The 26414-nt window shown below is 40.9% G+C and carries 23 protein-coding genes; 2 read left to right on the top strand and 21 right to left on the bottom strand.

From position 1 onward, the window contains the following. Nucleotides 1-107: 107 nt before the first annotated feature. The 6 genes from UE46_RS08205 to UE46_RS08180 form a co-directional block, all read right to left on the bottom strand. On the bottom strand, nt 108-686 hold the full coding sequence (locus tag UE46_RS08205) for a lytic transglycosylase domain-containing protein (RefSeq protein WP_233231006.1): 579 nt from the start codon (nt 684-686) through the stop codon (nt 108-110). 63 nt (nt 687-749) lie between these two features. Beyond that, complete coding sequence (locus UE46_RS08200; RefSeq protein ID WP_036062260.1) at nt 750-1172, bottom strand: general stress protein; 423 nt, start codon at nt 1170-1172, stop codon at nt 750-752. Between the two features lie 20 nt (nt 1173-1192). Next, a complete protein-coding gene (locus UE46_RS08195; protein ID WP_036062413.1) occupies nt 1193-4363 on the bottom strand; it encodes a DEAD/DEAH box helicase in 3171 nt (1056 codons plus the stop codon). A 29-nt stretch (nt 4364-4392) separates the two neighbouring features. Then, complete coding sequence (locus UE46_RS08190; RefSeq protein WP_159103118.1) at nt 4393-4965, bottom strand: GNAT family N-acetyltransferase; 573 nt, start codon at nt 4963-4965, stop codon at nt 4393-4395. A gap of 128 nt (nt 4966-5093) precedes the next feature. Continuing rightward, nucleotides 5094-8168, bottom strand: a complete 3075-nt coding sequence (locus tag UE46_RS08185) for an AAA family ATPase (protein ID WP_036062256.1) — start codon at nt 8166-8168, stop codon at nt 5094-5096. Continuing rightward, the gene (locus UE46_RS08180) at nt 8165-9292 is read right to left on the bottom strand and encodes an exonuclease SbcCD subunit D (RefSeq protein WP_036062255.1); all 1128 of its coding nucleotides are present in this window, start codon (nt 9290-9292) and stop codon (nt 8165-8167) included. Before UE46_RS08180 ends, UE46_RS08185 begins: the two co-directional genes overlap by 4 nt. 150 nt (nt 9293-9442) lie before the next feature. On the opposite strand from UE46_RS08180, the gene UE46_RS08175 reads away from it, so the two are divergent. After that, a complete protein-coding gene (locus tag UE46_RS08175) occupies nt 9443-10051 on the top strand; it encodes a lysophospholipid acyltransferase family protein (RefSeq protein WP_036062253.1) in 609 nt (202 codons plus the stop codon). Nucleotides 10052-10108: 57 nt separating this feature from the next. Here UE46_RS08175 and UE46_RS08170 read toward each other — a convergent pair whose 3' ends face one another. The 11 genes from UE46_RS08170 to yneA all read right to left on the bottom strand — a co-directional run bounded on the left by UE46_RS08170 (nt 10109) and on the right by yneA (nt 21133). Then, nucleotides 10109-10720, bottom strand: coding sequence for a hypothetical protein (locus UE46_RS08170; protein ID WP_118907530.1), 612 nt, complete (start codon nt 10718-10720; stop codon nt 10109-10111). A 144-nt stretch (nt 10721-10864) separates the two neighbouring features. After that, nucleotides 10865-11368, bottom strand: coding sequence for a hypothetical protein (locus UE46_RS08165; RefSeq protein WP_036062247.1), 504 nt, complete (start codon nt 11366-11368; stop codon nt 10865-10867). A gap of 117 nt (nt 11369-11485) precedes the next feature. Further along, a complete protein-coding gene (locus UE46_RS08160; RefSeq protein WP_036062245.1) occupies nt 11486-11962 on the bottom strand; it encodes a CcdC family protein in 477 nt (158 codons plus the stop codon). Nucleotides 11963-12042: 80 nt separating this feature from the next. Next, nucleotides 12043-13842 (bottom strand): ABC transporter ATP-binding protein, encoded by a 1800-nt coding sequence (locus tag UE46_RS08155; RefSeq protein WP_036062243.1) that lies wholly within the window; start codon nt 13840-13842, stop codon nt 12043-12045. Beyond that, nucleotides 13829-15595, bottom strand: coding sequence for an ABC transporter ATP-binding protein (locus UE46_RS08150; protein WP_036062240.1), 1767 nt, complete (start codon nt 15593-15595; stop codon nt 13829-13831). The genes UE46_RS08155 and UE46_RS08150 overlap by 14 nt, the downstream gene beginning before the upstream one ends. Nucleotides 15596-15948: 353 nt before the next feature. After that, nucleotides 15949-17130 (bottom strand): amidohydrolase, encoded by a 1182-nt coding sequence (locus tag UE46_RS08145; protein ID WP_036062237.1) that lies wholly within the window; start codon nt 17128-17130, stop codon nt 15949-15951. Nucleotides 17131-17392: 262 nt separating this feature from the next. Further along, entirely contained in the window at nt 17393-17629 is a 237-nt protein-coding gene (locus tag UE46_RS08140; protein ID WP_118907818.1) for a YneF family protein, read from the bottom strand. Between the two features lie 229 nt (nt 17630-17858). Next, nucleotides 17859-19853, bottom strand: a complete 1995-nt coding sequence (gene tkt, locus UE46_RS08135) for a transketolase (RefSeq protein WP_036062235.1) — start codon at nt 19851-19853, stop codon at nt 17859-17861. 164 nt (nt 19854-20017) lie between these two features. Beyond that, nucleotides 20018-20251, bottom strand: a complete 234-nt coding sequence (locus UE46_RS08130; protein WP_036062234.1) for a DUF896 domain-containing protein — start codon at nt 20249-20251, stop codon at nt 20018-20020. Nucleotides 20252-20276: 25 nt separating this feature from the next. Beyond that, on the bottom strand, nt 20277-20732 hold the full coding sequence (gene mscL, locus UE46_RS08125; protein WP_036062227.1) for a large conductance mechanosensitive channel protein MscL: 456 nt from the start codon (nt 20730-20732) through the stop codon (nt 20277-20279). A gap of 74 nt (nt 20733-20806) precedes the next feature. After that, nucleotides 20807-21133, bottom strand: a complete 327-nt coding sequence (gene yneA, locus UE46_RS08120; protein ID WP_036062225.1) for a cell division suppressor protein YneA — start codon at nt 21131-21133, stop codon at nt 20807-20809. A gap of 158 nt (nt 21134-21291) precedes the next feature. On the opposite strand from yneA, the gene lexA reads away from it, so the two are divergent. Further along, nucleotides 21292-21906: a transcriptional repressor LexA gene (lexA, locus tag UE46_RS08115; RefSeq protein WP_036062412.1), complete on the top strand. Its 615-nt coding sequence runs from the start codon at nt 21292-21294 to the stop codon at nt 21904-21906. Nucleotides 21907-21959: 53 nt separating this feature from the next. Here the strand turns inward: lexA and glnA are convergent, their stop codons facing one another. The 4 genes from glnA to hflX all read right to left on the bottom strand — a co-directional run bounded on the left by glnA (nt 21960) and on the right by hflX (nt 26401). After that, a complete protein-coding gene (gene glnA, locus UE46_RS08110) occupies nt 21960-23294 on the bottom strand; it encodes a type I glutamate--ammonia ligase (protein WP_036062223.1) in 1335 nt (444 codons plus the stop codon). A gap of 58 nt (nt 23295-23352) precedes the next feature. After that, nucleotides 23353-23721: a MerR family transcriptional regulator gene (locus tag UE46_RS08105; RefSeq protein WP_036062221.1), complete on the bottom strand. Its 369-nt coding sequence runs from the start codon at nt 23719-23721 to the stop codon at nt 23353-23355. 192 nt (nt 23722-23913) lie between these two features. Next, the gene (locus UE46_RS08100; RefSeq protein ID WP_036062217.1) at nt 23914-25191 is read right to left on the bottom strand and encodes a methionine gamma-lyase family protein; all 1278 of its coding nucleotides are present in this window, start codon (nt 25189-25191) and stop codon (nt 23914-23916) included. A gap of 1 nt (nt 25192) precedes the next feature. Further along, a complete protein-coding gene (gene hflX / locus UE46_RS08095; protein ID WP_036062215.1) occupies nt 25193-26401 on the bottom strand; it encodes a GTPase HflX in 1209 nt (402 codons plus the stop codon). Nucleotides 26402-26414: the final 13 nt, after the last annotated feature.

Genomic DNA, 26414 nt, shown 5'->3' with positions numbered 1-26414 from the left:
GTACGAAAAAAAGCGTGATAAGTAAACTAAGATAAATCGATACATTTCAATAAGTAAAAATTATAGCAAAAAAACCAAACAAAATTGCTTGGCTTTCTTGTGAAATCTTATTTTGCTGCGATGTCCTTGTTCCATGCTTGCTTAAATTGATCGCGATAGAACAAGATGTCTTTCACATAAATATCGCTATGATTATACTTAAAAATCGCTTGTTTTTCGTTGCCATCTTTTGCACCGTTATCCGCTAAGAAATTGGCGGTCGAAAACACGGCATCTTCCAAGTTCCACGGATCGGCTTTGCCATCATGATTGGCATCGACGCCATAACCGCCATGTGCTTTAATCACGGCAGGATCGACTAAATCATCATCCGTGAAATCACCGACGCCACCTGTTGCTGGACACCCACCTGCGCTCCAGCCCACAAACGTACAAGGCATAAACTGCATCGGACCAATCGCACCAACACTTGAAATCATCGGTTCCACCGTCGAAAATTTCGTTTCTACACGGTGAACGGCGGCTAAAAGAAACCAGTCAATGTCATATTCCTTTGCAGCCGCCTGATAAATCGAGACAAATTGCTCTGGAATATCTTGCGTATAAGGTTTTGGTTTCTCATTCGCTCGAAATTGCATTAAAACAACCAAGGCTAAACCGAGCACGAACAAGGCTAAAATCGCCATAAACATGCTGCGTCTTTGTTTGTATTTACGTAGTTGCGCCTTTGTCGGCTTCTTTTTGGCCAATTATCTTGCCAAAATCAGAATTTGACCACTATGAAGTGCGCGAACAAACTCATCAATTTGAGCATCATCTAAGTCAAAATCAGCAAGCAAACGTTTCACCGATTTATCACTTGTATTCGAGAACCATTTTGCAAAAGGACCCGCCGCATAAAGAGCGCCATATTTAGGATTATATACTTGCGGAATTACAATAGCACCACTTAGTGATTGTAGAATTCCCGAAATAACGCCGAAAGCTTCTTCATTGACTGGGTGTTCTTCTTCCACATTCGTTGATTCGATGATTTCTTTTACTTCATCTTCTTGTTCTGATTTAGCTAGGATAGAAATATTCTCTTTTTTATAACCGCGAACCTCTAATTCTGTAATTTTATCTACGGCTTCTGTTTCATTTCCAACTACAAATACTTCCCAATTATCCATAAACACTCGCGTCCCTTCTATTAATTCAATGTCAAAATTTCTTTTATCTCATCTGTTGTTAAACGATGGAGCATTTGTTCGCCTGGCTGAATTAAAGCATCCATCAAGGCTTGTTTTTGTTTTTGTAAATTATAGATTTTCTCTTCGATCGTCCCTTTGGTAATCATCCGAATCACTTGTACGACATTTTTCTGTCCGATTCGATGTGCTCTGCTGGCAGCTTGTTCTTCTACGGCTGGATTCCACCACAAATCATACAATATTACGGTGTCGGCCCCTGTCAAGTTAAGGCCAGTTCCTCCGGCTTTGAGCGAAATAAAGAATAAGTCTGTATCGCCCGCATTAAAGGCATTTACGAGATCCATCCGCGATTTAGCAGGCGTGCTACCATCCATATAAAAATAGCTATGACCAGCTTTTTCAGCTTCTGCTTTCATGATCTGTAGCATTGAAGTAAATTGAGAGAAAATCAAAATACGTTTCCCGCTTTCACGTGCTGTCTGTATTGTATCAAACAATTGTACTAGTTTACCAGAACCACCTTCATAATTTTCAACAAAAAGAGCTGGATCACAACAAATTTGGCGTAACCTCGTTAAACCAGCTAACAATTTAATCCGATCTTCTTGTGGATTTCCATCATTAGTTGCCAATTCTTTCTGGATTTTTTCCAAATAGGCAAGATAAACGGCTTTTTGAGGTTCTGTTAGTTCGGAATACAAGTTTGTCTCAATTTTATCTGGTAATTCCTTCACGACATCGCGTTTTAAGCGACGCATCAAGAATGGTCGGATCATTTGTGCTACGCGTTCGTGTGGTAGTTCTTTGAATTTGCGTAGCGATGGGAAAAAGCCAGGCATGATCGTTTGGAACATCGTCCATAATTCATCAATGCTATTTTCAAGCGGCGTTCCACTTAGAGCAAATACGTTCGTTGTTTTTAAGGCGCGCACTGCTTGAGATGCTTTTGTATTGTAGTTTTTGATCGCCTGCGCTTCATCCAAAATAACAGTTTGAAAACGTGTCCCTAAAAATTCTTGTTCATCTTGACGCAAGGATGGGTAGGAAATGAGATACACATTATTCGGCGCGATGTTTTGAATAATTTCTAAGCGCATTTGTGACGTCCCGTGAATGACAGTAACTGGGATATTCGGCGCAAATTTTTCGAATTCGCTGGACCAATTGTATAAAAGCGAGGCTGGTGTCACGATCAAAACTGGTTTCATGTTGCTGTTTTCTTCCAAGCAAGACGTGATATAGGTGATCGCTTGAAGCGTCTTTCCAAGTCCCATATCATCTGCGAGCACGCCGCCTAAATGATATTTCCCAAGTGATTTCATCCATTCAAAACCAGTGACTTGATATTCGCGCAACTCGGCGTTTAAGCCTTCTGGTAAGGAATATGTCACATTTTCTTGATTCACAATTTCATGCAATAGATCGCGGAATGTGCGACTAAATTTATTATGCTCATTTTGCGCGCTACCCATAGCTTCATAAATCTGCATACCTCGATATAGCGGTACAGCCATTTGTGTCGAAACTTCTTTTTTGCGTACATCGAGAATGTCAAAAATCGCTTCCATTTGCTTATAACTCTCATCTTCTAGCGATAAGAAACGACCATTATTTAAACGATGGTATTTCCGTTTTTCGCGTAACGATTGCAAAACTTCTTGAATTTCGCTTTCATCAATACCTTGAAAATCAAAGGCGACGGATAAATAATCGTTATCATTAGATACATCAATCGTCGTCGTTGGCTTCACGTGCTCCTCCACCATTTCTTCTAAGCCTTCTTCCAAATATATCGCTACATCTGTTGCTAGGCTTGGCACGACGCGATAATAAAATTCATAGAGACTTGCCTCGTCCGAATTGACAACCATCTGTGTTTCTGAAAAATGAACCGGTGCTGCCTCGATTCGGTGCATAATTTTGGCTTCGGTTTCCATATCGCGAATCATAATACGACCATCAGGATCGACGCTATCCGTTAACGCAAAAGGATCAAAAACTTGTGAGCCGTAATGATGTTCCAATTTTAAAACATGCTCGCCATTTTTTTGCGAAATCCACATTTTAGAAAGGAGCGGTTGCTGAATAACCCGGTCCTCAATCGATGGATCAATCTGAACATGCCCGCTTTTTTGCAAGGATGGCAATACATAAGACATGACTTCACTCAGTTGCGATTCGGTAAATTGAACCACTTCATTCTCGGTCACATTATGAAAATGAATCAGTGGTCTTAATTGTTCCCAAACCGCGTCACTTGGCCGATAAAAAACACCATTCAAAAACAGTAACTGATAGCTCTCCAAATAACTCGCTTGTTGCAGTTCTTCCATTACAAGTTGGTACATGTCGCCATCTTCATTTTTACGGAAAACGAACGAGAATGGTAGTGCACCTTTTTTGAAGACTAAACCGCTATATTTGATATCTTCATGAATACAGACTGTATTTTGCGTCATTAAGTCCGCTAGAATCGTTTCCGCTAAGCTTGGAGGAATAATCAGAACTTTTTCCTCTGCATAGGACTTATTCCAGTAAAAACTATCAGTATCATACATTTTAGCAATTTCATTAATTTTTGTTAGCTCGTTAAAAATCGCTAAATCCTGTTCCCCAAAGTAATAGTCATTCGGATCATAACTGAAATTTTTCGTGAAAAAGTAACTTGTATTTTCTCTAATTGCCTGCAAAAAGTCGCCGATATTTTTAACAACGTACGTACGATCTTGTCCTACTTTTAAATCGAGCGTCAACATGTTTTTATCGCGATTGTCCTGCATACGCAAAATATATTCTACTTTTAATCGTGTTTTGGCCGCTGTATCAAACGTGTCGAACTGCCGATCCATATTTTCTTGGAACAAAGAAAGTAGTGTGTTCGCTTCTTGCGCCAGAATTCGCTCTTTGAAATTGGCTTTTTCGATTTTATTCTGACGTGCTTCGTGTTCCAGCTCTACAGCGTAAATATGCGCACAAATACTGTTTTCTTGAAAGTAAATACAATCACATTGATAGTTACCGCTTGCTACGTGTTTGACTTCATACGATACACGATCATCAACAACTACCGAGCGCGTCATCTGAGGATAGGGCGTTTCTTCTTCAAACACTGTAATCGCACCATCCTCCAATAACTCGCGCCCTTTTCGCTTAATGGAAACAGGAATCATCGTGTTTTTTGGATCTGTTAACAATAAACTCAACTCCTGACATTTTGGGTCATGTGGTAATAATCATGACCAGATAAAACGATATCATATTCCGATTCATAACCTAGTTTTTGGTATAAATTAAGCGCGCCTTCATTGGCTTTTTCCACATTAAGTGCAATTATTTCGCAATTTTTAGCGACAGCCAGTTCTTTAAAGGCGTGCAGCAATTCTTTGCCGATACCTTGGCCGCGATAATCTGAATGCACAACGAGCGAATCCAAGTAATACTCGCCCATCCATGTTTCTTGCTCCGTGAATAGCGGCATCTTGTTGACGATTCCGAACATATCTTGAATGCCTTCCCAATCGTCATCGAGGTTTTCTGCATGCTCACCGTGGTAACTCACGAGAATTCCCGCTACTTTGCCGTCGATCTCTTTTACGATCACGTTTTCTTTACTAAAACGATAATCTGGGCGCACAAAGCTAGCTGCGATCATCTCCAGCATCATCTCTTCGCTTACCCCTTTTAAAAATGGCAATTCCATATCTTCTAAAATTATATAAATAAGTGGCGCCACTTGCTCCGCATCTTCCGTTTTCGCTTGTCTTATCATCATATTTCCTCCATTCATATCATCAGGAAAAAATCGTTCCCTTTTTCTATCCAACAATCCATTATACCGAAAAAATCATGATCTATCAAACTCGGAAGTTATTTCGATGCAAGTAAGTACCTCCATTTCATTCAGAATTGCTCTTGCGTGAAGAATTTTGTCGTGCTGCCATGGTTGGTTGCCGTTACTTCCAGCCTCGTTGGAATGCGTTCCTTTAGTTCAGGTACATGTGAAATAATACCGACTAACCGTCCTGATTCTTGTGTTTCAAGCAAACATTCTACGGCCATTTCTAGCGACTCAGGATCGAGTGTTCCAAAGCCTTCATCGATAAACATCGTTTCTAGGGAAATACCGCCCGACATTTCTTGGACAACCTCGGCTAGCGCAAGTGCTAGTGCCAACGAAGTTTTGAAGCTCTCTCCGCCAGATAATGTTTTGACATGTCGCTCTAAGCCAGTATATTCATCGTAGACTTCCAATTCCAATCCACTTTGCACGTTTCCTTTAGACTTTTCCTTTTTGCGGATCAATTGAAACCTCCCGCTCGTCATTTTTTTCAAACGACCGTTCGCACGAAGTAAAATGGTATCTAAAAATGTAGCTAAAACAAAGCGTTCGAACGTTAAACGGCGATCATTTTTCCCGCGCGCCATGTCTGCCAAATAGCCAATATCCGCGTAATCTTTCTCTGCCTGACTTGTTTCTTCAAGGTATTTCAAGAATTGCTCCGATAAACGCGCCAGTTTTTGAATGGCCTCTTTTTGAGTTATCGACCGTTCTGCTTGTTCATGGTAGACGTTTTGTGCTTCCTTATTTTGCTGTGCTAATGATTCGATGTCTGGTCGTGTACTGCCCGAAAGTCGCCCCTCACTCTCTTTTAAACGCTCTGTAACAAAATGATAGCGCTGCTCATAATCCTTCACCAAGTTCTCTTTTTCCGCCAAAACTTCCGTGGCTAAAATCGCTTGCCGATAGGAAGGATAATCCGCAAAACCATTGGCCGCCATGATTTCTTTAAAAATAATTCGTTGTTCCCCCAGCGCCTGTTCTGCTTTTATCGCTGTTTTTTTCGTGGCATCAAGCGTGGAAACAGCCTTGTAATGTTGTTCTTTTGCTATATCTAACGCCTGATCCGCGTGTTTTTTCTTCTCCTCATACGCCGATATTTGCTTCGTTAAAAGTACTTGCTGTTCGTAAAAATGCGCGGTATCCTGAAATTCTGCTGGCACATCTTCCAAAAGTAATCGGTACGTCGTTTCAGCGATATCCACCTGTTTGCGAACCTCTTCAAAAGCTTCCTGACTAGTTGCCCGATTTTTCGTAACTTCTATTAATTCCAGCTTATTTTTCTGATTTTCTTCCTCCACGTTGCTCGTTTCTGCGAGAAATTTTTCAATCACAACTTGTTCTTGTTCGACTTCCAAAAGCTCGTTTGCATTTACCTCCAAAGTCTCTTTTAAAGCATCTAGAGATTGATCGGACGCAAATTCTATCTGCTCTATTTGCCAGCTTTTCTGTTTTCTTTTGGCTTCCAAATCTTTCATCGCTTCATTGGCAGCCACTTGCTTTTCTCGCGACTCCGTTACTTCCAATTTCGTAATCGTGGCCGAATGGATCGCTGGTTCTGGATGTTCTAATGAGCCACAGACCGGGCAGGAATCTCCATCCGCAAGCGTCAAAGCAAGGATTGCAGCTTGCTCATGTTGCCAGCTAGCTTCTGCCTGTTTATACGCTTCGTCCGCAAGTATAGCTACACTTTTCGCAACTTCAAAATCAGCATCTAATTTCCCCAAATCTTTTTGTAATGTTTGCTTTTGCTCCCATTTGTTCATTTCCGTCAGAAAAACGGCTTCTTTTTGCTTTAATTCCGCCAGTTGCTGCTTCACTTCGGCATATCGTATCTGCATTTTTTGCGCTTGTTGCCATTGTTCTGCCAATGCCTCAGATTTCGCTACTAATTTTTGTTCAAGCGACACCAAACCTTCAAGTTCGCCTTCTAAGCGTCTTTTCTTCTCTTGTGTTTGTGCTAAATCTTGTTGCAACGTCTGCGCTCTAGTCACTTTTGCTTCCATCGCTTGGAGTTGTTCTCGTTTCTTGCCCCACTCCAAAAACGTATTTTCGGCCGCCTTCAATTGGTCCACTTCAAAAACTGCTTTTTCTAAATTTGATTCCATATGAAGCAACGTTTTAGTAGCTGCCGCCTGCTCTATTTTCGCCTCGTCCAACTGTTCTTTAAGTCGAATACAGAGCGCGTCTTGATCAATTATCGCCCCTGCTTTCCGCGCCAAATCGATCGTTCTTCGTTCCAAATCAACTTGCTCTGATTGCTGCTCTAATTTCTCTTTTTCTGTCTGTAATTGAGCTAATTGATGCCACTCCGCTAATTTTTCTTCTGCCAGCGTCACATTTTTAGCCGTGATTTCCGCTTTTTCTTTCGCGACTGCCAATTGCTCCTGTATCTTATCACTTAGTTCTTTTTCTACGCTAATCCGCTCTGTAAACAGCAATTCGATATCTCGCGCCGTTTTTCCAGAAAGCTCTTCCTCCGAAAAAACTTCTTGCGTGATCCCAGATACCTTTTCTCGTAAAAGTCGGACTTTCTGTTCCTGCTCCTTTTGCTGATTCCAAAGTTGATTCTCGATTAACTGGTAAAAATGCGTATGCGCTAAGCGTTGTAATATTGCTTCCTTTTCCTTACTTTCTGCCACAAGTAGTTCGCGAAACTCGCCCTGCGGTATCATCAATATTTGTCGGAATTGATCCACCGTTAGTTGCATGATTTCTTCAATCTTCGCACTAACATCTCGTACGGAACTTGCCAATAACTGCTCTTCTTCGCCGTCCAACTGATAGAGTTCCGCTTTCGCATTCACTGTCGTCATACCCTCGCCGCGTTGTTTAGCCACCTCTTGTTGCGGCACACGACGAACCTGGTAACGCACACCACGAAGTAAAAATTCAAGCGTCACTTCTGTTAAGTCCGTCGGTAGCGCATAATGACTGCGCAAAGAAAAGCCTTCCCGATCATTCGTGTTCGCCCGGCCAAACAGCGCAAACGTCATCGCATCGAAAATAGTCGATTTCCCCGCCCCAGTTTTCCCAGAAATAACGAAAATCCGCTCCTGACCAAGCTCTGTGAAATCAATCGTCTCCGCTTTTGCATAGGCACCAAAAGCCTGTATTGTAAGTCGTAGCGGTCTCATAAATCAGCGCCTCCCTTTACTTCATTTAACGTCGCACGCATAATTTCCACTTGTCGATCCGTCATCTCTTTCCCGCTTACATGTTCAAAAAACTGCGCGAATAAATCCAAATCATCCTTTTTAATCACATCTTCAAAACGTTCCATATCGCTATCTATCAAGTTCTCCCGAACACGCTCTAGATGCAGCACATTCGGATAAAACGCTCGCAATTGTCCCATCGGATCGATAAGCGCTCCCTCATCCAGCAAATTAATCTGCAAAAAGTCTTCATTTCCTGGTTCAATCGTTGTCACCAAATCTGCCAAATACCCTTCGACAATTCGCACATCATGTAACGGCTTCAAAAAACGCTCGCGAACTTCCGTCAAGTCCTTCCCATCCATCGTCACAATCCGCACGCTCTTCTTGTCCTTGCTCTCCGAAAAAGAATATTTCAGTGGCGACCCCGCATAAAAAATACTCGGATGATGGATCGCGTGCGGGTGATGCAAATGCCCAAGCGCCACATAATCAAATCCATCAAAACAATTCGTCGAAACTCGATCCACATTTCCAATCGCTAATTGCCGTTCCGAATCACTCGGAATCCCACCAGCAACAAACGCGTGACCGACCAGAATTTGCGCTTTACTCACATCCCAAACCGTCCTAATTTTAGCCGTTATTGCCTGCATCGCATCCTCAAACGAATGTACCGACTTATCATCAAAACAGGCCCGCACAAGCGCTGGCTCATGATAAGGAACCAACCAAACCTGTGCACCGTCCCACTCAATCGACCTCATCTCGGCTTCAAGCTTCCCTTGAATATGTAAACCACTTTTCTCATACCAAGCCGATCCAAAATTCACACGTTCCGCGCTATCATGATTCCCGCTAATCGCAAAAACCGGTTTGCCAAGCGTCACATTCAGCTCCATCAACGCATCATTAAGCAGCGTTACCGCATCCGCAGGCGGTACCGAACGATCATATAAGTCCCCAGCTATCACAACACCGTCCACCTGTTCCTCCTCCGCAATCCGCGCAATCTGCTCTAAAATATACCGCTGTTCCGCAAGCATAGACACACCGTTCACGATTTTCCCCAAATGCCAATCCGCCGTATGTAAAAATTTCATCCCAACACCTCATTATCCTATTTTCATCATTACCTCCAGTATACTATATTTTCGAAAAAAACAAGAACAGCACGTAAGCACTAGACGTTTCCGGAACTTTTCAGTATACTAAAAACAAGACTAAAAAAAGAATTATAGGAGTGAACCAACTTGTTCTACACTTTTGCGAGAAATTTCGTCCAGGTGATTCTCACGATAATCGGTGGACGTTTCAAGGTACAAAATAAAGATAAGATTCCAGAAGCACCGTTCGTCGTCGTTTCGACACACACATCATGGATGGAAATTCTCTATCTCGGATTTGCCATTAAACCACTTCAAATTCACTATATGGCAAAACAAGAACTATTTAAAACCAAGCCACTAAACTGGTTGATGCGACACCTTAACGCCTTCCCAGTAAATCGTGAAAATCCAGGTCCAAGTGCAATTAAGCTGCCCATCCGCCTTTTAAAAGATGGCAAAGTAGTCGGTATTTTCCCAAGTGGTACAAGGAAATCAGCTGGTCTCCATCTAAAACGCGGTGCTGTAACCGTTGCACTAAAAGGAAAAGTTCCAATCTTGCCCGCTGTATATGATGGGCCAAAAACAGTCGGTGAACTTTTCAAACGAAAAAAAGTTATCATCCGATTCGGCGATCCAATTCCATTCAATGATATGGACATCGATCAAAAAGAATTGCTAGAAATTAAATCTGAAGAAGTTTTGAAGACATTTGAACGCTTGCAAGCGGAAATCGACGAAACAAAACGAAAATAAAAAAACTTGATTCCCCATCGTGAACATAAACGATGGAGGAATCAAGTTTTTTCATGCTCAGCTTGTAATATCGTTCATGATATTAGAACCCGCCAAGCCAATATTTTGTAATGCTGCAGAAAGTTTATCCGAAGCAGCCTGTAGTGAGGCATCTGCTTTTTCAGCTACTTTCGTGTCACCAGGATTCGCCTTAATAGCAGCCGCTTTTTCGGCAAATGCATCGCTTAGACTTTGAATAGACGACTTAAACGCATCTGTCCGTTCTCCTAAATCAGGAACTTTCACGCTCGCCAACGTTTCAGAAATATTTTCTGCTGATGCGCTAGCTTTCTCCGCCAATTCATCTAACTTCGCACCTTTTGATGGCGCATCACTTGTTATATCGGCTATATAAGCGTCATAATCCTGATCCTTTTCATTCACTTTAGCAACTAATCCGGTGTAAAAATCCATCGCCTTCATTTGTAATTTTTGTTTCGTCGTATCCAGTTTCGTATCCGCTTTTTTCTTTACTTCGTCCGTTTTTGATTTCGCTTTTTCTTTTACATCTTCCGCTTTAGACGATACCTTATCTTTAGCTTCGTTCTTCGTGTCATCGCTCACATTTCCGCAAGCTGTTAAACTAAATGCTGTGGCTACTGCTAACGCTCCTACTACCCATTTTTTCAAATGAACATCCTCCTTTGAAATGATGCTAATTATCACATATTTATGTAACGATCTACTATACCCACAATCACAAAGAATCACACATGTAAACAAAGAAGCGTTGCAACTGTTTATGCTGCAACGCTTTCTTGTTTCTATCCTTTATTAAGCTGCTGTATCGTTCATAATATTCGATGGTGCTAAACCGACATCTTTCAATGCTTTACCGAGTGCATCAGAAGCTTTTTGCATTGCTTCATCCGCTGATTTTGTATCGATTGGAGAAGCTTTTAATCCTGTCGCTTCGTCTGCATATGCTTTGCTCAGGTCTCCCACAGCTGTTTTAAATACATCTGTACTTGTGCCTAAATTGGGAACTTTAAAATCTTCCAATGCTTTTGAAACTTTATCCGCTGACGCACTAGCTGCATCTGCAAGTTTCGTTAATTCTGCACCAGTTGGCGGTGTATCGCTACCAATTGCTGCTTGATACGCGTCATAGTCCGCATCATTGTCATTAATTTTTGCAACTAAATCCATATAGAAATTCATTGCATCCGCGCTAACATCTTTCTTCTCTGTCTCTTTTTCATCCTTCGCATCATTGCCGCAAGCCGCTAAACTAAAAATAAGCGCAAGTGAAAATAAAGCTACTAACCATTTTTTCAAATGAAAAACCTCCTCTTTTTATACATGTTACTTTTTTAACGTAACCCCTTATCATTATAGCGATGTTACCGTCATATTACAACCGTTTTCACACAATAATTCGCCCCAATTTTCAAGTTACACTTCTTCGGTCTGTTCCAATTTCTGCGCGACATTTTTATATTGGAAATACATCGCAATTCGCCAAGGAACAATCATTGCAAATGCCAAAATCCAGAACATTCCCGATAATTCGCCAACATCAACCGAACCGCTAATCCAGTATTTTATTCCAAGTCGAATCAATAATAAGCTTAGCAAAATAACTGGAAATGATTTCGTACGTTTAATGAAAACATATTTATGCTTGATTTCAAATCGGGTTGTCCAAATTAGAATTAATGAAAACACAAGCCCCATCAAAATCGCTTCTAAAATGCCACCTGGCGAAACTCGGAAATAAGGAATGACGAACATAAGTGCACCTGTACTCATCATAATTGGTGGAATAATGATTTTTTTCACGCTTGCTGGCTCTTTCGAAGCTTTCATTCGAATCAAAATAACCCCGACGCCAAACACAAGTGTGATAATAACTGATAAAATAAATGACACGATTTTTTCCTCCTACTCGGCACTATTTACTTGCCTCATTATAAACTTTTTTAGAAGAAAAACAACCTTTTTGACCAAGTTTAACCGATATCCTCCAAATCCATCCCACTGTTTTGCAGTTGATACATCGAATGGTAAACGCCACCTTGATCAAGTAGTGAATCATGTGTTCCCCGCTCAATAATGCGGCCTTTACTCAACACTAAAATCAAATCCGCATCCTTTATCGTAGAAAGTCGATGGGCAATCGCAATTGTCGTTCTACCTTGCCTCATATTTCGCAAACCCGTTTGAATTAAACTTTCCGTCTCCGTATCAATATTGGCTGTCGCTTCATCCAAAACAAGAATTTGCGGATTAGTCACAACCGTACGTGCAAACGAAATCAACTGCCGTTGCCCGCTAGAAAACGAAGCCCCACGCTCAATCACCTTATGATCATATTTATCAGCCAGTGTATTAATGAAACGATCTGCCTGCACAAATTGCGCTGCTTCCACAATTTCTCTGTCCGTAATCAGCTTGTTATAGAGACGAATATTATCCTTGATCGTCCCATAAAACATAAAGCTATCCTGCAAAACTAACCCGGTTTTCATACGCAATTCTTCCATTGGATACCGCTTAATCGACTTTCCATCAATCAAAATTTCGCCATGTTCAAACTCGTAAAAACGCATCATCAAGTTGATAATCGAACTTTTCCCACTTCCTGTATGACCAACGAGCGCAACGGTTTGACCCGATTCTGCTGTAAATGTAATATCTTTCAAAACATCCTTTTTCCCGTCATACGAGAACGTGACATTTTTGAATTCGATCTTGGCTTTTTCAATGACCAAATCTTCCTCACCTTCTTGAGCCGGCGCTAATTCCGTGCCATCCATAATCCGGAATACGCGTGAAGCCGCGGTAATCGCTTCTTGATACATCGCCAAACGCTCCATAATGTTGTAAATAGCCTCTAAAAACCGATCAAAATAGCTGACAAACGCATAAATCGTACCAATCGCGACAGGACCAGAAAAGGACTGGATTCCGAAGAAACTAAGAATTAAAATAACGGCTAAAGAATAGAGTAAGTCAATCGCAGGGCCGAGCAATAGCGCGTTAAATTTAATATTTTTCATCCCAACATCGTAGTAATCCTTGTTTATTTCTTCAAATTCACCAATCAGGCGCTTTTCTTGGTTAAACTGTTGAACAATCGACATGCCTGAAATCGACTCGGCAATTTTTGCATTAAGCTGACTTAATTTCTCACGACGAGCCCGATAAAATTGCGAACTGTACTTACGATACACAATAATAATCAACATGGTCAATGGGAAAATCAGCAGACTATATGCCGCCAATTTTGCATCTAGCACAAACATTGCCGCGTAGATCCCAATCAGCATAAATAAACTTTGAATTGCTGTTCCGAGTACATTAATAAACATATCTTTGATTGCCTCGGTATCATTGGTCACCCTGGAAACTAAGCTTCCCGCAGGTGTTTGGTCGAAATATCGCATCCCCATTTTGTGCAGCTTACTAAAAATATCAATCCGTATTTGCTGCACAATTCGTAGCGCAATTTTTTGAAATAACATCAGTTGAAAATACCATACGACCGATTTTCCTAAAATTAAACCAATATAACCCGATGCAAGCATTATAATCGGTCCTGCTACGAAATTCAGCGGTGTCAAATAATCATCTAAAAATATTTTAATCAAAATTGGTGAGAATACATCAGCCAGTGTGACGAGCAGTACGAGAAACCCCGTTAAAATAAGCGCAGGAACATGGTATTTCGTATAGCTAAACAATCTTTTTAGGACCGCACGATGTTCTTTCCCACTCATCGTTAACATTTCTTCATTATTCGGCTCCATTCGCATCACCCCCAGCCTCGATCAACTCTTCTAACTGCTGATTTCGGAACATTTCCGCGTACCAACCGTCAAGTGCAATAAGCTCCGTGTGTGTTCCCCGCTCGACGATCTGCCCTTTATCGATCACGATAATCAGATTAGCATGCTCGACAGAACTAAGCCGATGCGCACTAATAATCGTTGTTTTATCCGCTCGATTACGCTTCAAGTTTTGCAAGATTTGCTCTTCCGTTTTCGCATCCACCGCAGATAAAGCATCGTCTAAAATGAGCAACTCAGGATTCATAATGAGCGCCCGAGCAATCGCAAGCCGCTGCTTCTGGCCACCCGAAAGCGATACACCACGTTCCCCAACAACTGTATCATAGCCATCTGTAAACTCCGTAATATCTTGATGTACCGATACCATTTCTGCCGTGCGTTCTACATCTTCTTGCGACAACTCTGGATTTCCAAAACGAATATTTTCTCTAACCGTCGTTGAAAACAAGAACTGATCCTGAGGCACATAACCAATCGCATTCCGGAGACTTCTCACTGTATAACATTGAATTTTCTCCCCATCAAACACGATTTCGCCTTCATAATCATCGTATTCCCGCATCAGTAATTTCAGCAGCGTCGTTTTCCCTGAGCCTGTCCGCCCAACAATTCCGAGTGTCCCTCCTGCTTTTAACTGGAAATCAATATCCGCAAGTACAGGCTTCTCCTCATCAGGATACGTAAATGCCTTGAGTTGAAAATCGATATCTCCCGATGGAACTTTATCGATCGCGCCCGATTCATCTTTCACGTCTTCTGGTTCGTTCAATAACGTATTCAAGCGATCATACGAAGCATTTCCGCGCTGAATCACATTGAACAAGAATCCAAAAGCCAACATCGGCCAAATCAACAAAAATAGATAGTTCGTAAAAGCAATAACCTGACCAATGGATAGCGTCCCTTCCATCACGAACTTAGATCCAAAACCAAGCGACAAGACAAAAGAAATCCCCACAATAATCGAAATCATCGGATCAAACAATGCATCCACTTTCGCAACTTTAATATTCTGCTCCACCACTGCGTCCGTCTGCTTTGCAAAATCAGCAATATCCTCGGCTTCCTGCCCAAACGTTTTCGTCACCTTAATCCCCGATAAGCTCTCCTGCGTCTTATCATTTAATTTAGAAAACTCCGCCTGTGCACCATGAAAGCGATCGTGTAACTTGCGACCGAGCACTGAACTTCCCCAAACCATCAGCGGCATCGGCAAAAGTGCAATCAACGTTAATCTCCAATCAATCGTAATCGCCATCGTTGCAATAACTGTACTCCCTGTCAAAATCGAATCACAGAGCGTCAACACACCAAACCCAGCTACCTGCTGAACCGCCGCGATATCATTCGTGGCATGCGCCATCAAATCGCCCGTACGATACCGCTGAAAAAAGAATGGCGACATTTTCGATAAATGCTCAAATAATCGTAACCTTAGTTGACGTTGCAGCTTATTATCTGATCCAAAAATCATCATCCGCCAAAAATATCGGCCAATATAAGCCAGTATCGCGGCGCCGAGTAAAATTCCCATCCACAGCCATAAATTACTTTTCGTCAACGTATCTTTTGTAAGTGCATCCACTGACATTCCCAATATTTTCGGTGGAACTAATTGAAGTAATGTAATCATGAAAAGCAGTGAAACCCCGATAATGTATGACTTCTTCTGCTCTTTAAAAAACCATCCTAACTCCTTATAAATCTTCACGCATAAATCCCCTCTTTTCTAGATAAGCCATTTTTCTCCTGTTTTTGGACATAAAAAATAACGGACACTTCTTGCTTTGTCCATTACTGTTGGAAATATATATCGAATAAAGTCATATGGAATACATACGAGCCCTCAAATAAGCTTGTACCTCTTTTTCGATATAGCGGACTCTGAAAACAGATCCTTCCCTACAATAACGGTGTTTAATTCGCGTCTAATTATCTTTTTCATTGTCCTTACCTCCTTCATCGTATTTGTTTACAAAATCCAGTGTAACCGATTTCTTCATATTTTTCAAGTACAAATTGCTGATAAATTTATAATTTTTTCATTTTGCTGACAAAGAACCCTTATTCAGGATTCTCCGTCAAATACGTATAAGCATACTGCGCGTAAAGCTCTGCACCATAAACCAAAGCGTCCTCATCCACATTAAAATGACCATGATGATGTGCCCACTCTGTATCTTTATCCGGATTTCCAGATCCAACAAGCGCAAAACATCCTGGTGCCTCTTGCAAATAATAGCTAAAATCTTCTCCCGCCGTTGTTGGCCGATCTGAATAAAGCATACTCTCACCAAAACTATCCACGATGACACGTTGCGCAAATAAAGCACTATCTACCTCGTTGATAACCGCATGCGTACCGTAACGATAATGGACTTCAGCCGTCGCACCATAAGTCGCTGCAACCTGTTGTGCATAGCGTCTAATTGCCCGTTCCATTTTTTCACGAACCCGCGGATGAAACGAACGAACTGTCCCTTCCAAAATAGCATGTTCTGCAATCACATTATAGCGCGTCCCTGATTCCATTCGACCAATCGTGAAAACTGCTGGTTCTAAAGGATCTGTTTCCCGAGATACAATAGCTTGGGCGCCCATCACAAAAGCCGCCGCCACCACTGTCGCATCAATACAAGCATCTGGCATAGCGCCATGTCCACCTCGTCCAGTGAATTTGATCTCCACCACATCCGCCGAAGCAAAAACAGGTCCAGTATTACAAGAAATAGTATTCGTCACCATCTGAGACCAAATATGAATTCCAAAAACATTGTCCACGCCTTCCATTGCTCCTTGCTCAATCATTGCCTCGGCGCCTTCCGTGATCTCCTCCGCCGGCTGGAAAATAAAACGCACAGTTCCCGCAAAATCGTCGCGCACAGCAACAAGCGCTTCCGCCGCACAAAGCAGCATCGCCGTATGAGCATCATGACCACAGGCATGCATTTTTCCATCATTTTGTGATTTATAGTCTAATGTTTCATTCAACTCTTCCACAGGTAACGCGTCCATATCTGCACGCAAAGCAACGACTTTTCCAGGCTTATTCCCAACAAGCTCCGCCACGACACCTGTAGGTTCCATTCGACGATACGGTATCCCCATTCTTTCTAGCTCCGTTACAACATGATTCGTCGTCCTAATTTCCTGCCAAGACAATTCTGGATGTGTATGTAAATCCCTACGAAAAGCAATCATTTTTCCCTCATTACGCTTCACTTCAGCCTTTATTTTTTCATTCATTTCACATACCACCATTCTTTAATAATTGATCCAACTATATGCTAATCATTTTACCATTCCCCCCTTTTTTTAGCTCACCTAAAGATCCGAAAACCCGAAATATTCCGTCAAATATAACTTTTCCACGGCAAAAAATACGCTCTCAAATTACGTCGTATAAACGTAGCTTTGAGAGCGTACCTAAAGTTCAAAATAAAATGGTGTTAGCTAAAAAAATGATAAAACCACCAAGTAAATCTTAGCGCTCAAGAAGAGCAAGCTATTATTTTTTCTTCTTAGGTTTTACTTCTTTTTCTTGCTGTTTACCCATTGCATTCATCATTTGGTTAATTTTCTTTTGCGATGGTTTCATTCCCATTTGGGCCATCATCATTTGTAACATTTGCTCATTAATTGGTGGGTTTTTCTTCAGATACGTCATCATGTAACGTCTTGCAATGAAGAATCCTAAAGCTAAACCCGCAAGTAAGCATAGTATGCCGATAAGTATATACCACAACATATTCTCTTTCTCCTCCTCGAAACAATATATCCCTTTTATTGTACTTGATTTATCAGGTCAAAACAATAGTTTTTCGATATTCTATAGCAATAAAAGTTCGCTATCATTAAAAATTCACAACTGCCTCATTATACCATCAACACAACGTTTACACAATCCTATTATGATAAAAAAACGCATCAAATAGTTGGTATAATCCAGACTATTTGATGCGTTTTCCACAATTTTATAGAGATTTTACAGTTTTTACAACATTTTCAACTGTAAAGCCATAGTTTTCAATAATAGTATTACCTGGTGCTGAAGCTCCAAATTTATCAATACCGATTGTTTTGCCATCAAGACCTACATAACGACCCCAACCAAGCGTTGATCCCATTTCAATGGATACACGTTTGCGAACAGCATTTGGCAATACGCTTTCTTTATACGCCTCTGACTGTTGCTCGAAAAGATCAAATGCCGGCATGCTGACAACAGAAGCATCGATGCCATCTTTCGCAAGTGCTTCTTGTGCTTGCACTGCCAAATGAACTTCAGAACCTGTAGCTAAAAGAAGGACATCTGGAACATCTTTTTTAGCAGGCGATAATACGTACGCTCCTTTTGCAACGCCTTCTTCTGCTAATTTCACAGAATTAGGTAATGTTGGTAAGTTTTGTCTCGTTAATACAAGAGCTGTCGGACGATTTGTTGAGCGAATAGCAATTTTCCATGCAGCAACGACTTCGTTACCATCTGCTGGGCGAAGAACTGTCAAACCAGGCATAGCGCGAAGAGAAGCAACTTGCTCTACTGGCTCATGTGTTGGGCCATCTTCACCAACCGCAATACTATCATGTGTTAACACATAGTTTACAGGTAAATTTTGAATCGCTGACAAACGGATAGCTGCACGAAGGTAATCTGAGAATACGAAGAATGTTCCACCGTAAACTTTAAGACCAGCATGGAGCGCCATTCCGTTTAAAGCAGCACCCATCGCAAATTCACGAACTCCAAACCAGATATTACGTTCTGCAGGTGCTTCTTTTGTAAACTCACCGTCTGTTGCGATATTTGTGTTATTTGATCCGGCTAGATCTGCTGAACCACCAAATAGTTGCGGTAATGTAGCCGCTAACGCATTGATTACTTCACCACTTGAAGCCCGGCTAGCAAGGGATGAACCTTCTTCATATACAGGTAAATCTTTATCCCATCCTGCTGGAAGCTCTTCCTTCAAGGTAAGTTCTAATTGAGCTGCCAATTCTGGATATTTTTCTTTATATGTGGAGAACATATCGTTCCAAGCTTTTTCTTCTTTTGCGCCACGAGTTGCGATCGTCTCTTTGAAACGATCATAGACTTCGCTTGGCACGTGGAAATCTTCTTCATAATCCCAACCATATGCTGCTTTTGCTGCTTTTATACCATCCGCACCTAGTGGAGCACCATGTACTTTGCTTGTTCCAGCATTTGGAGCACCAAATCCAATGACAGTTTTTACTTCAATCATAGTTGGTTGCGATGTATTTTGTTTTGCTTTTTCAATAGCAGCTAAAATTTCAGCTGTATCATTGCCATCTTTTACAAGAAGATGTTCCCATCCATAAGACTCGAAGCGTTGTTTCACACTTTCAGAGAAAGACTTATCTAAATCACCATCAAGTGAAATATCATTTGAATCATACATTAAAACTAAGCGGCCTAATTGTTGATGTCCTGCAAGAGAAGCCGCTTCAGAAGCAACACCTTCCATCAAATCTCCATCACCACATAGCGCATATGTATAATGATCTACGACTGGGAATCCATCTTTGTTATACATTGCTTCTAAATGTCTTTCTGCCATCGCCATACCAACAGCCATTGCAATACCTTGTCCAAGTGGACCAGTTGTTGCATCAACACCGTCCGTATGATGTACTTCTGGATGCCCTGGTGTTTTGCTATCCCATTGACGGAACTGTTTCAAATCCTCTAATCCTAATTTATAGCCACTTAAGTGTAACAAGCTATAGAGTAACATAGAGCCATGGCCCGCAGAAAGTACAAAACGATCACGGTTAAACCAGTGTGAATTCGCTGGATTTGCCTTCAGTACTTTGGACCATAAGGCGTAGGCCATTGGAGCAGCCCCCATTGGTAATCCTGGGTGTCCAGAATTGGCTTTTTGAATTGCGTCGATCGATAATGTTCGAATAGTATTAATTGCTAATTGGTCTGTTTTATCAAACAAATGAAACATCCTCTCTTGTTTTAGTCACTACTATTTATAATAATCCTTTCTCGCATAATAAACAACTAAAAAATATCATTTTGTTCAAAAATGTGTAGATATGTTCAAAAATGTTCGTTTCATGTATAAGAATAGGTTAAGCAACATGCACCTAACCTAGACTATTATAATTTTTTTCGTTCTTCTCGCTTCCGTTTGATCTTATCTGGTGTCACATCGTCACCATTAGGATCAATAAATGTGGTGTGTTCAATTGTATCTCGCACTTGGTTTCGGAATGACTTGATGTATTCTTCACGCAGTGTATCTTGCTCGATTTTCTCATCCGCTGTCATCGTCCCAGCTTTCTTTTTGTGGGATAATTCATTGATACGATCTATCTTGGACTTTTCTAACATGTTCATCCTCCTAAATGTAGTGATATTATAATGATGAAGTTCTAGATTCTTGTTCGATCAACTCAGAAGTACAGTGCAGACATTTCGTCGCTTTTTCTGGTACAGCTGATAAACAATATGGACATTCTTTAGTCGCTGGTTGCTTCGGTTCTAGCGGCATATACTTAGATACCAATTTGATGATCAGAAAAACAGAGAAAGCAATAATCAAAAAACTGATAATGTTATTAATAAACATACCATAGTTAATTGTCGGCGCCCCTGCTGATTGCGCAGCTTTTAATGTATCATAATGCGTTCCATTTAGACTAATAAATAAATTTGTAAAATCGACATTTCCAATGAGTAATCCAAGTGGCGGCATAATAATATCATTCACAAGTGAATTAACAATACTTGTAAATGCAGCCCCAATTACAATACCTACGGCCATCCCTAATGCGTTCCCTTTCGAAATAAACGCTTTAAAATCCTTAAACATTCAAAAACCTCTTTTCATTCCTTGTTATCACATATTCTACATGAAACAAAAAGATTTTTAAAGCATTGTGCATATTATTCATCGGCTAACTGAATAGAACTGTCATCCCCAGTTACTTGCTTAACTGGTATAGTAATTGTGCTCCCAGCGGTAAGCTTTCCATCAATCAATTGGTTTTCCTTTTCCATCCAAGCTACAAATTCTTGTTTACTCATCTTATATTCTCCCGCATATTCATCTGCCAAAGCCCATATTGAATCCCCGCTAGCCACACTAACCTCATTATAATCTGATTCTGCTTGGTTAACTGTTACCATCAATAGTACAATTCCTAAAACAAAACATGTAACAAAGAAAATAATAGCAATATAATATCGATCCCAAATAGATTTTAAAGTCATCTTTATCCCTCCAAAAGAATATATGTTCGCCTTTTGTTATATTATAGAACACTCGTTCTACTATGTCAATTAAAAAAACGAACAATTGTTTGCATATCCTTTTTTTTTTTGATATACTGAGGTTAATAAAGAAGTAAAGAGTAAGCGGGGTGAAACAAATGAAACTATCAAAACGCCAGCAAGATATCTATGACTTTATTAAATCGGAAGTAAAGGATAAAGGCTATCCGCCTTCCGTAAGAGAAATCGGTGAAGCTGTGGGATTAGCATCTAGTTCAACCGTACATGGTCATTTGGCACGTTTAGAAGGAAAAGGTCTTATCCGAAGAGATCCAACAAAACCAAGAGCTATTGAAATTCTTTCATTAGAGGATGAAATACCTACTCCAAACGTTATTAATATCCCGATTATCGGTAAAGTAACGGCTGGGATGCCTATCACTGCGATTGAAAACATTGATGAATACTTCCCATTACCTGAACATATGGCAAATGGTGAAACAGAAATATTTATGCTTGAAATTGACGGTGAAAGTATGATTAATGCTGGTATTTTAAATGGAGATAAAGTAATTGTTAGACAACAAACTTCAGCCAATAACGGTGAAATTGTTGTTGCAATGACAGATGAAGATGAAGCTACGTGTAAGAGGTTTTATAAAGAAGCAAATCATTTCCGTCTACAACCGGAAAACGATGCTTTGGATCCAATTATATTGAATAACGTCTCGATCCTAGGGAAAGTTATTGGACTATATCGTGACATTCGATAAACAACAAAAAAGGTGGGCACCATTTTCGGTGCCCACCTTTTTTTGTTGTTTTTTTAGTAAATTTCCATGTATTGATCGCGTTCCCATTGATGAACCGCAGTTCTAAACATATCACACTCAATAACTTTTGCCTCTACAAAGTGTTCCATAATATGTTCTCCTAAGCCGTCTACGATAATATCATCATTCTCAAGCTCTTTTAAAGCCAAGGCTAAGCTTTCTGGAAGATCATAAATACCGTGTGCATGGCGCTCTTCCTCGTTCATCCCATAAATATTACGATCCACAGGTTTTGGAGGTGTTAATTCATTTTTGATACCGTCTAATCCTGCGCGGAGTAATACAGCCATCGCTAAGTATGGATTTGCTGCTGGGTCAACGCTACGAAGTTCTAGGCGAGTACTCAAACCACGAGAACTTGGAACACGAACAAGTGGGCTACGGTTTTTACCTGACCAAGCGATATAGCATGGTGCTTCATAACCTGGTACTAAACGTTTATACGAGTTTACTGTTGGATTCGTTACGGCTGTATAACCTTTCGCATGCTTCAACATACCAGCTAAGAAATGATACGCTGTTTGGCTAAGTTGTTCCTCGCCATCAGCATCAAAGAAGGCATTACCGTCTTTATTGAACAGTGACATATTGAAATGCATCCCGGATCCGTTCACGCCGAACAATGGTTTAGGCATGAATGTTGCGTGCAACCCGTGTTTACGAGCAATCGTTTTTACAACTAGTTTGAATGTTTGAATATTGTCACACGCAGTGACCGCATCTTCATATTTGAAATCGATCTCATGTTGTCCTGGCGCTACTTCATGATGACTTGCTTCAATTTCAAAGCCCATTTCTTCTAATTCGAGCACGATATCGCGGCGACAGTTTTCACCTAGATCGGTTGGCGCTAAATCGAAGTACCCAGCATTATCATTCAATTCTAGCGTTGGCTTACCTCGCTCATCTAATTTGAAAAGGAAAAATTCAGGTTCTGGTCCTAAGTTAAAATCTGTAAATCCTAAGTCATGCATTTCGGCTAATACACGTTTTAAGTTAGCACGAGGATCCCCCGCAAAAATTGTTCCATCTGGATTATAAATATCACAAATCAATCTAGCTACTTTTCCTTTTTCCGCTGTCCAAGGGAACACAACCCATGTGTCAAGATCCGGGAATAAGTACATGTCTGATTCTTCAATACGTACAAAACCTTCAATGGAGGAACCATCAAACATCATTTTATTATCCAATGCTTTACCCAACTGGCTAAGGGGAATTTCCACGTTCTTAATGATTCCCAGGATATCCGTGAATTGTAAGCGAATGAACTTTACATTTTGTTCGTCTGCGAAGCGAAAAATGTCTTCTTTAGTGTACGATGTCATAATTAAATCCTCCCAATAATTGATATTATATAAACTTTTTTAAAGTAAATACCTTTTGTCAAAATCTTGGCAATTGTTGCTTTCCAGAAGCGTCTTGTTTCACGAAACGTCCAGCTTGTTGCATTTCTTTTCGTAAAATTTTGCGTACATCTTCGTTGGTAAGCGGCGATTTTTCCTCGTCCTGCTGCATTTGGTACATTTTCTTAATTCCTGCAATATTCAGACCATCATTCAAATAATCTTTGATCTCAAGTAGTGTATCGATGTCTTGAAGTGAATATAAGCGGTGATTTCCTTGATTTCTTGCCGGGTTAATTAACCCCTGATCCTCGTAGTAACGTATTTGTCTTGCAGTAAGATCGGTTAGTTTCATGACTGGACCTATCGGGAAAAGAGGCATCGATCTTCTAATTTCTTTTTCACTCACGATTTTTTCCCCTTTCGCAAAACGACTTATTTTTCTTATGTTAGTTGCATTATAATGTATGTTATATCATTTGTCAAATTTATGTTAGATAATCTAACATCGCCAAAAACCTTATGTACCAATGCTTTTTAGAGCATATAAAAAAACAGCGAAAATAAATTCACTGCTTTTTTACATAGAAATGTCATTTTACTAATGTGGTAAGACAAGTAATTTTTGTGCTAATAATCTGGTTGTTGCTTCTAAAACCGCAATTTTCACATGTTCGTACGTTAAGCCACCTTGTACGTATAATTGATATGGTTCGCGAATGGGACCATCCGCTGTTAATTCCAAGCTAGCACCTTGAATAAATGTTCCCGCTGCCATAATAACGTCATCTTCATAACCAGGCATATACGCGCCTTCGGGAACAGCGTGGGCATTAATAGGAGATGCTGTTTGAATCGCTTGAGCAAAAGCTACCATTCTATCACGATCGTGAAATGAGACACTTTGGATCAAGTCTGTTCGTGGCGCATCCCAAGCTGGTTCTGTTTCGATTTGAAAAGCATCCAGGATTCCAGCTGTGAATCGAGCGCCTTTAACAGCCTGCGCTACAACATGTGGCGCTAGGAAAAAACCTTGATACATTTCCAATAGACTGTATAAAGATGCACCCGCTTCAGCGCCGATACCCGGAGTTGTTAGACGAAAAGCACACAGCTCCACCAGATCCGCTCGACCAGTAATATACCCACCAGTTTTAGCTAGACCACCACCTGGATTTTTGATTAAAGAACCTGCCATTAAATCAGCCCCGACTTCAATCGGTTCCATTAGTTCCACAAATTCTCCGTAACAGTTATCAACAAAAACAACAATACCCGGCTTGATTTCTCGAACAAATGCAATCATTTCTTGGATTTGCTGTACCGAGAATGACGGACGATCTGCGTAACCTTTGGAGCGCTGAATACCTATCATTTTTGTGGTAGGCTTTATCTTTTGACGAACTGCCTCCAAATTTACAGAACCATCTGCTTGAAGCGGCACCATGTCGTAGCCAATCTGAAACTCTTTTAAAGAACCCTTTCCTGTGCCGCGAATCCCGACAATTTCTTCTAGCGTGTCATAGGGCGCGCCTGTAATATAGAGCAAATCATCGCCTGGACGTAAAACGCCAAACAAAGCCGTAGAGATAGCATGTGTTCCTGAAATAATCTGTGGGCGTACAAGTGCCGCCTCCGCCTTGAAAACAGTCGCATACACGCGTTCTAACGTATCTCTGCCGTCATCGTCATACCCGTAACCAGTCGATGGCGTGAAATGGAAGTCACTTACCCGATTTTCTCGAAAAGCCTGCATCACTTTCCACTGGTTTTCTTCTGCAATTTTATCCGTTGCGCGCTGCAAAGAAAGTAACTTCTCTTCCATTTCATCTGCTAATTGTCGCAATTCATTTGGTATTTCATTAAAAAATGTCGTCATTTTAGTTTTCCTTTCGTGCCTTATAGCCTTTTAGTTGATAACTTTCCGTCGTTTCATCGAACGCTTCTTCAATGACGACCGTTTCCTGTTTATATTTATGTAACATTCTGCCGTCACTCGCTGGAATACTCACCACATACGGTTGCCAAATCTGCTTTATTTCCCAAAGCATTTTTTCCTTTAAAAAATACTGCGAGCTTTCTTCTAGCGCGCTAACTTCCACATAATTCGGTTGTGTTGGAATAAAATACGGCAATTGTTGATCTTTTTTATTGTAGACCGTTAAAACGGGAATGTGATGCATATCTAAATCCTCGAGCAACGATAATACGGTTTGTTCATGCTGCAGATAATCTGGATTTGAGCTGTCTACCACATGTAATAAAACATCAACATTTGCTGTCTCTTCTAACGTCGAACGAAAAGCCGCAACAACCGTCGTCGGCAAATCTTGAATAAAACCGACCGTATCTGTTAGTAGCGCTGTATACCCTTGCGAAAAAGAAAATTTCCTCGTCGTTGGATCAAGAGTCGCAAATAACTTGTTTTCCTCCAATGTTTTAGCATCGCTGAGTCGATTAAAAAGTGTCGATTTCCCTGCGTTTGTATAACCAATTAAGCCAAAACGAAAGATATCCTGATCATTCCGTCTTGCCGTCATTCGTTCCCGGTGCTGTACTACGACCTCTAACTGCTTCTTAATGTCCACCATCTTTTGTCTAATGTGACGACGATCCATTTCAAGTTTTGTCTCCCCAGGTCCACGAGTCCCAATGCCACCACCAAGACGTGACAAAGAAATTCCTTGCCCGCTAAGTCTCGGCAATAAATATTGATACTGCGCTAAGGCCACTTGTAACTTTCCTTCACGCGTCTTTGCGCGCATCGCGAAAATATCTAAAATAAGCTGGGTTCGATCTAAAATCCGCGCATCGACAACCTCCGAAATATTCCGAACCTGTGTCGCACTTAGCTCACTATTAAAAAGCACAACGTCCACATCCATTTCAGCAACAACTGCGGCAATTTCCGCAATTTTTCCCGTTCCTACAAATGTTTTTGGATGCACTTGCTCTCGTTTTTGCATGACCTCGCCAACGACTTCGGCTTGTGCTGTTTTTGCTAAATTTCCAAGCTCTAACATCGAATAATAAAAATGTTCTTCTGTGACTCCGGGTAATTCACAACCTACTAATATCGCTCTTTCCATCTGCTTTGCACTC

This window comes from Listeria weihenstephanensis, assembly GCF_003534205.1.
GTDB lineage: Bacteria > Bacillota > Bacilli > Lactobacillales > Listeriaceae > Listeria_A > Listeria_A weihenstephanensis.
Note: the sequence above shows the minus strand (reverse complement) of the source record. Positions and strands in the feature narration are given on the sequence as shown.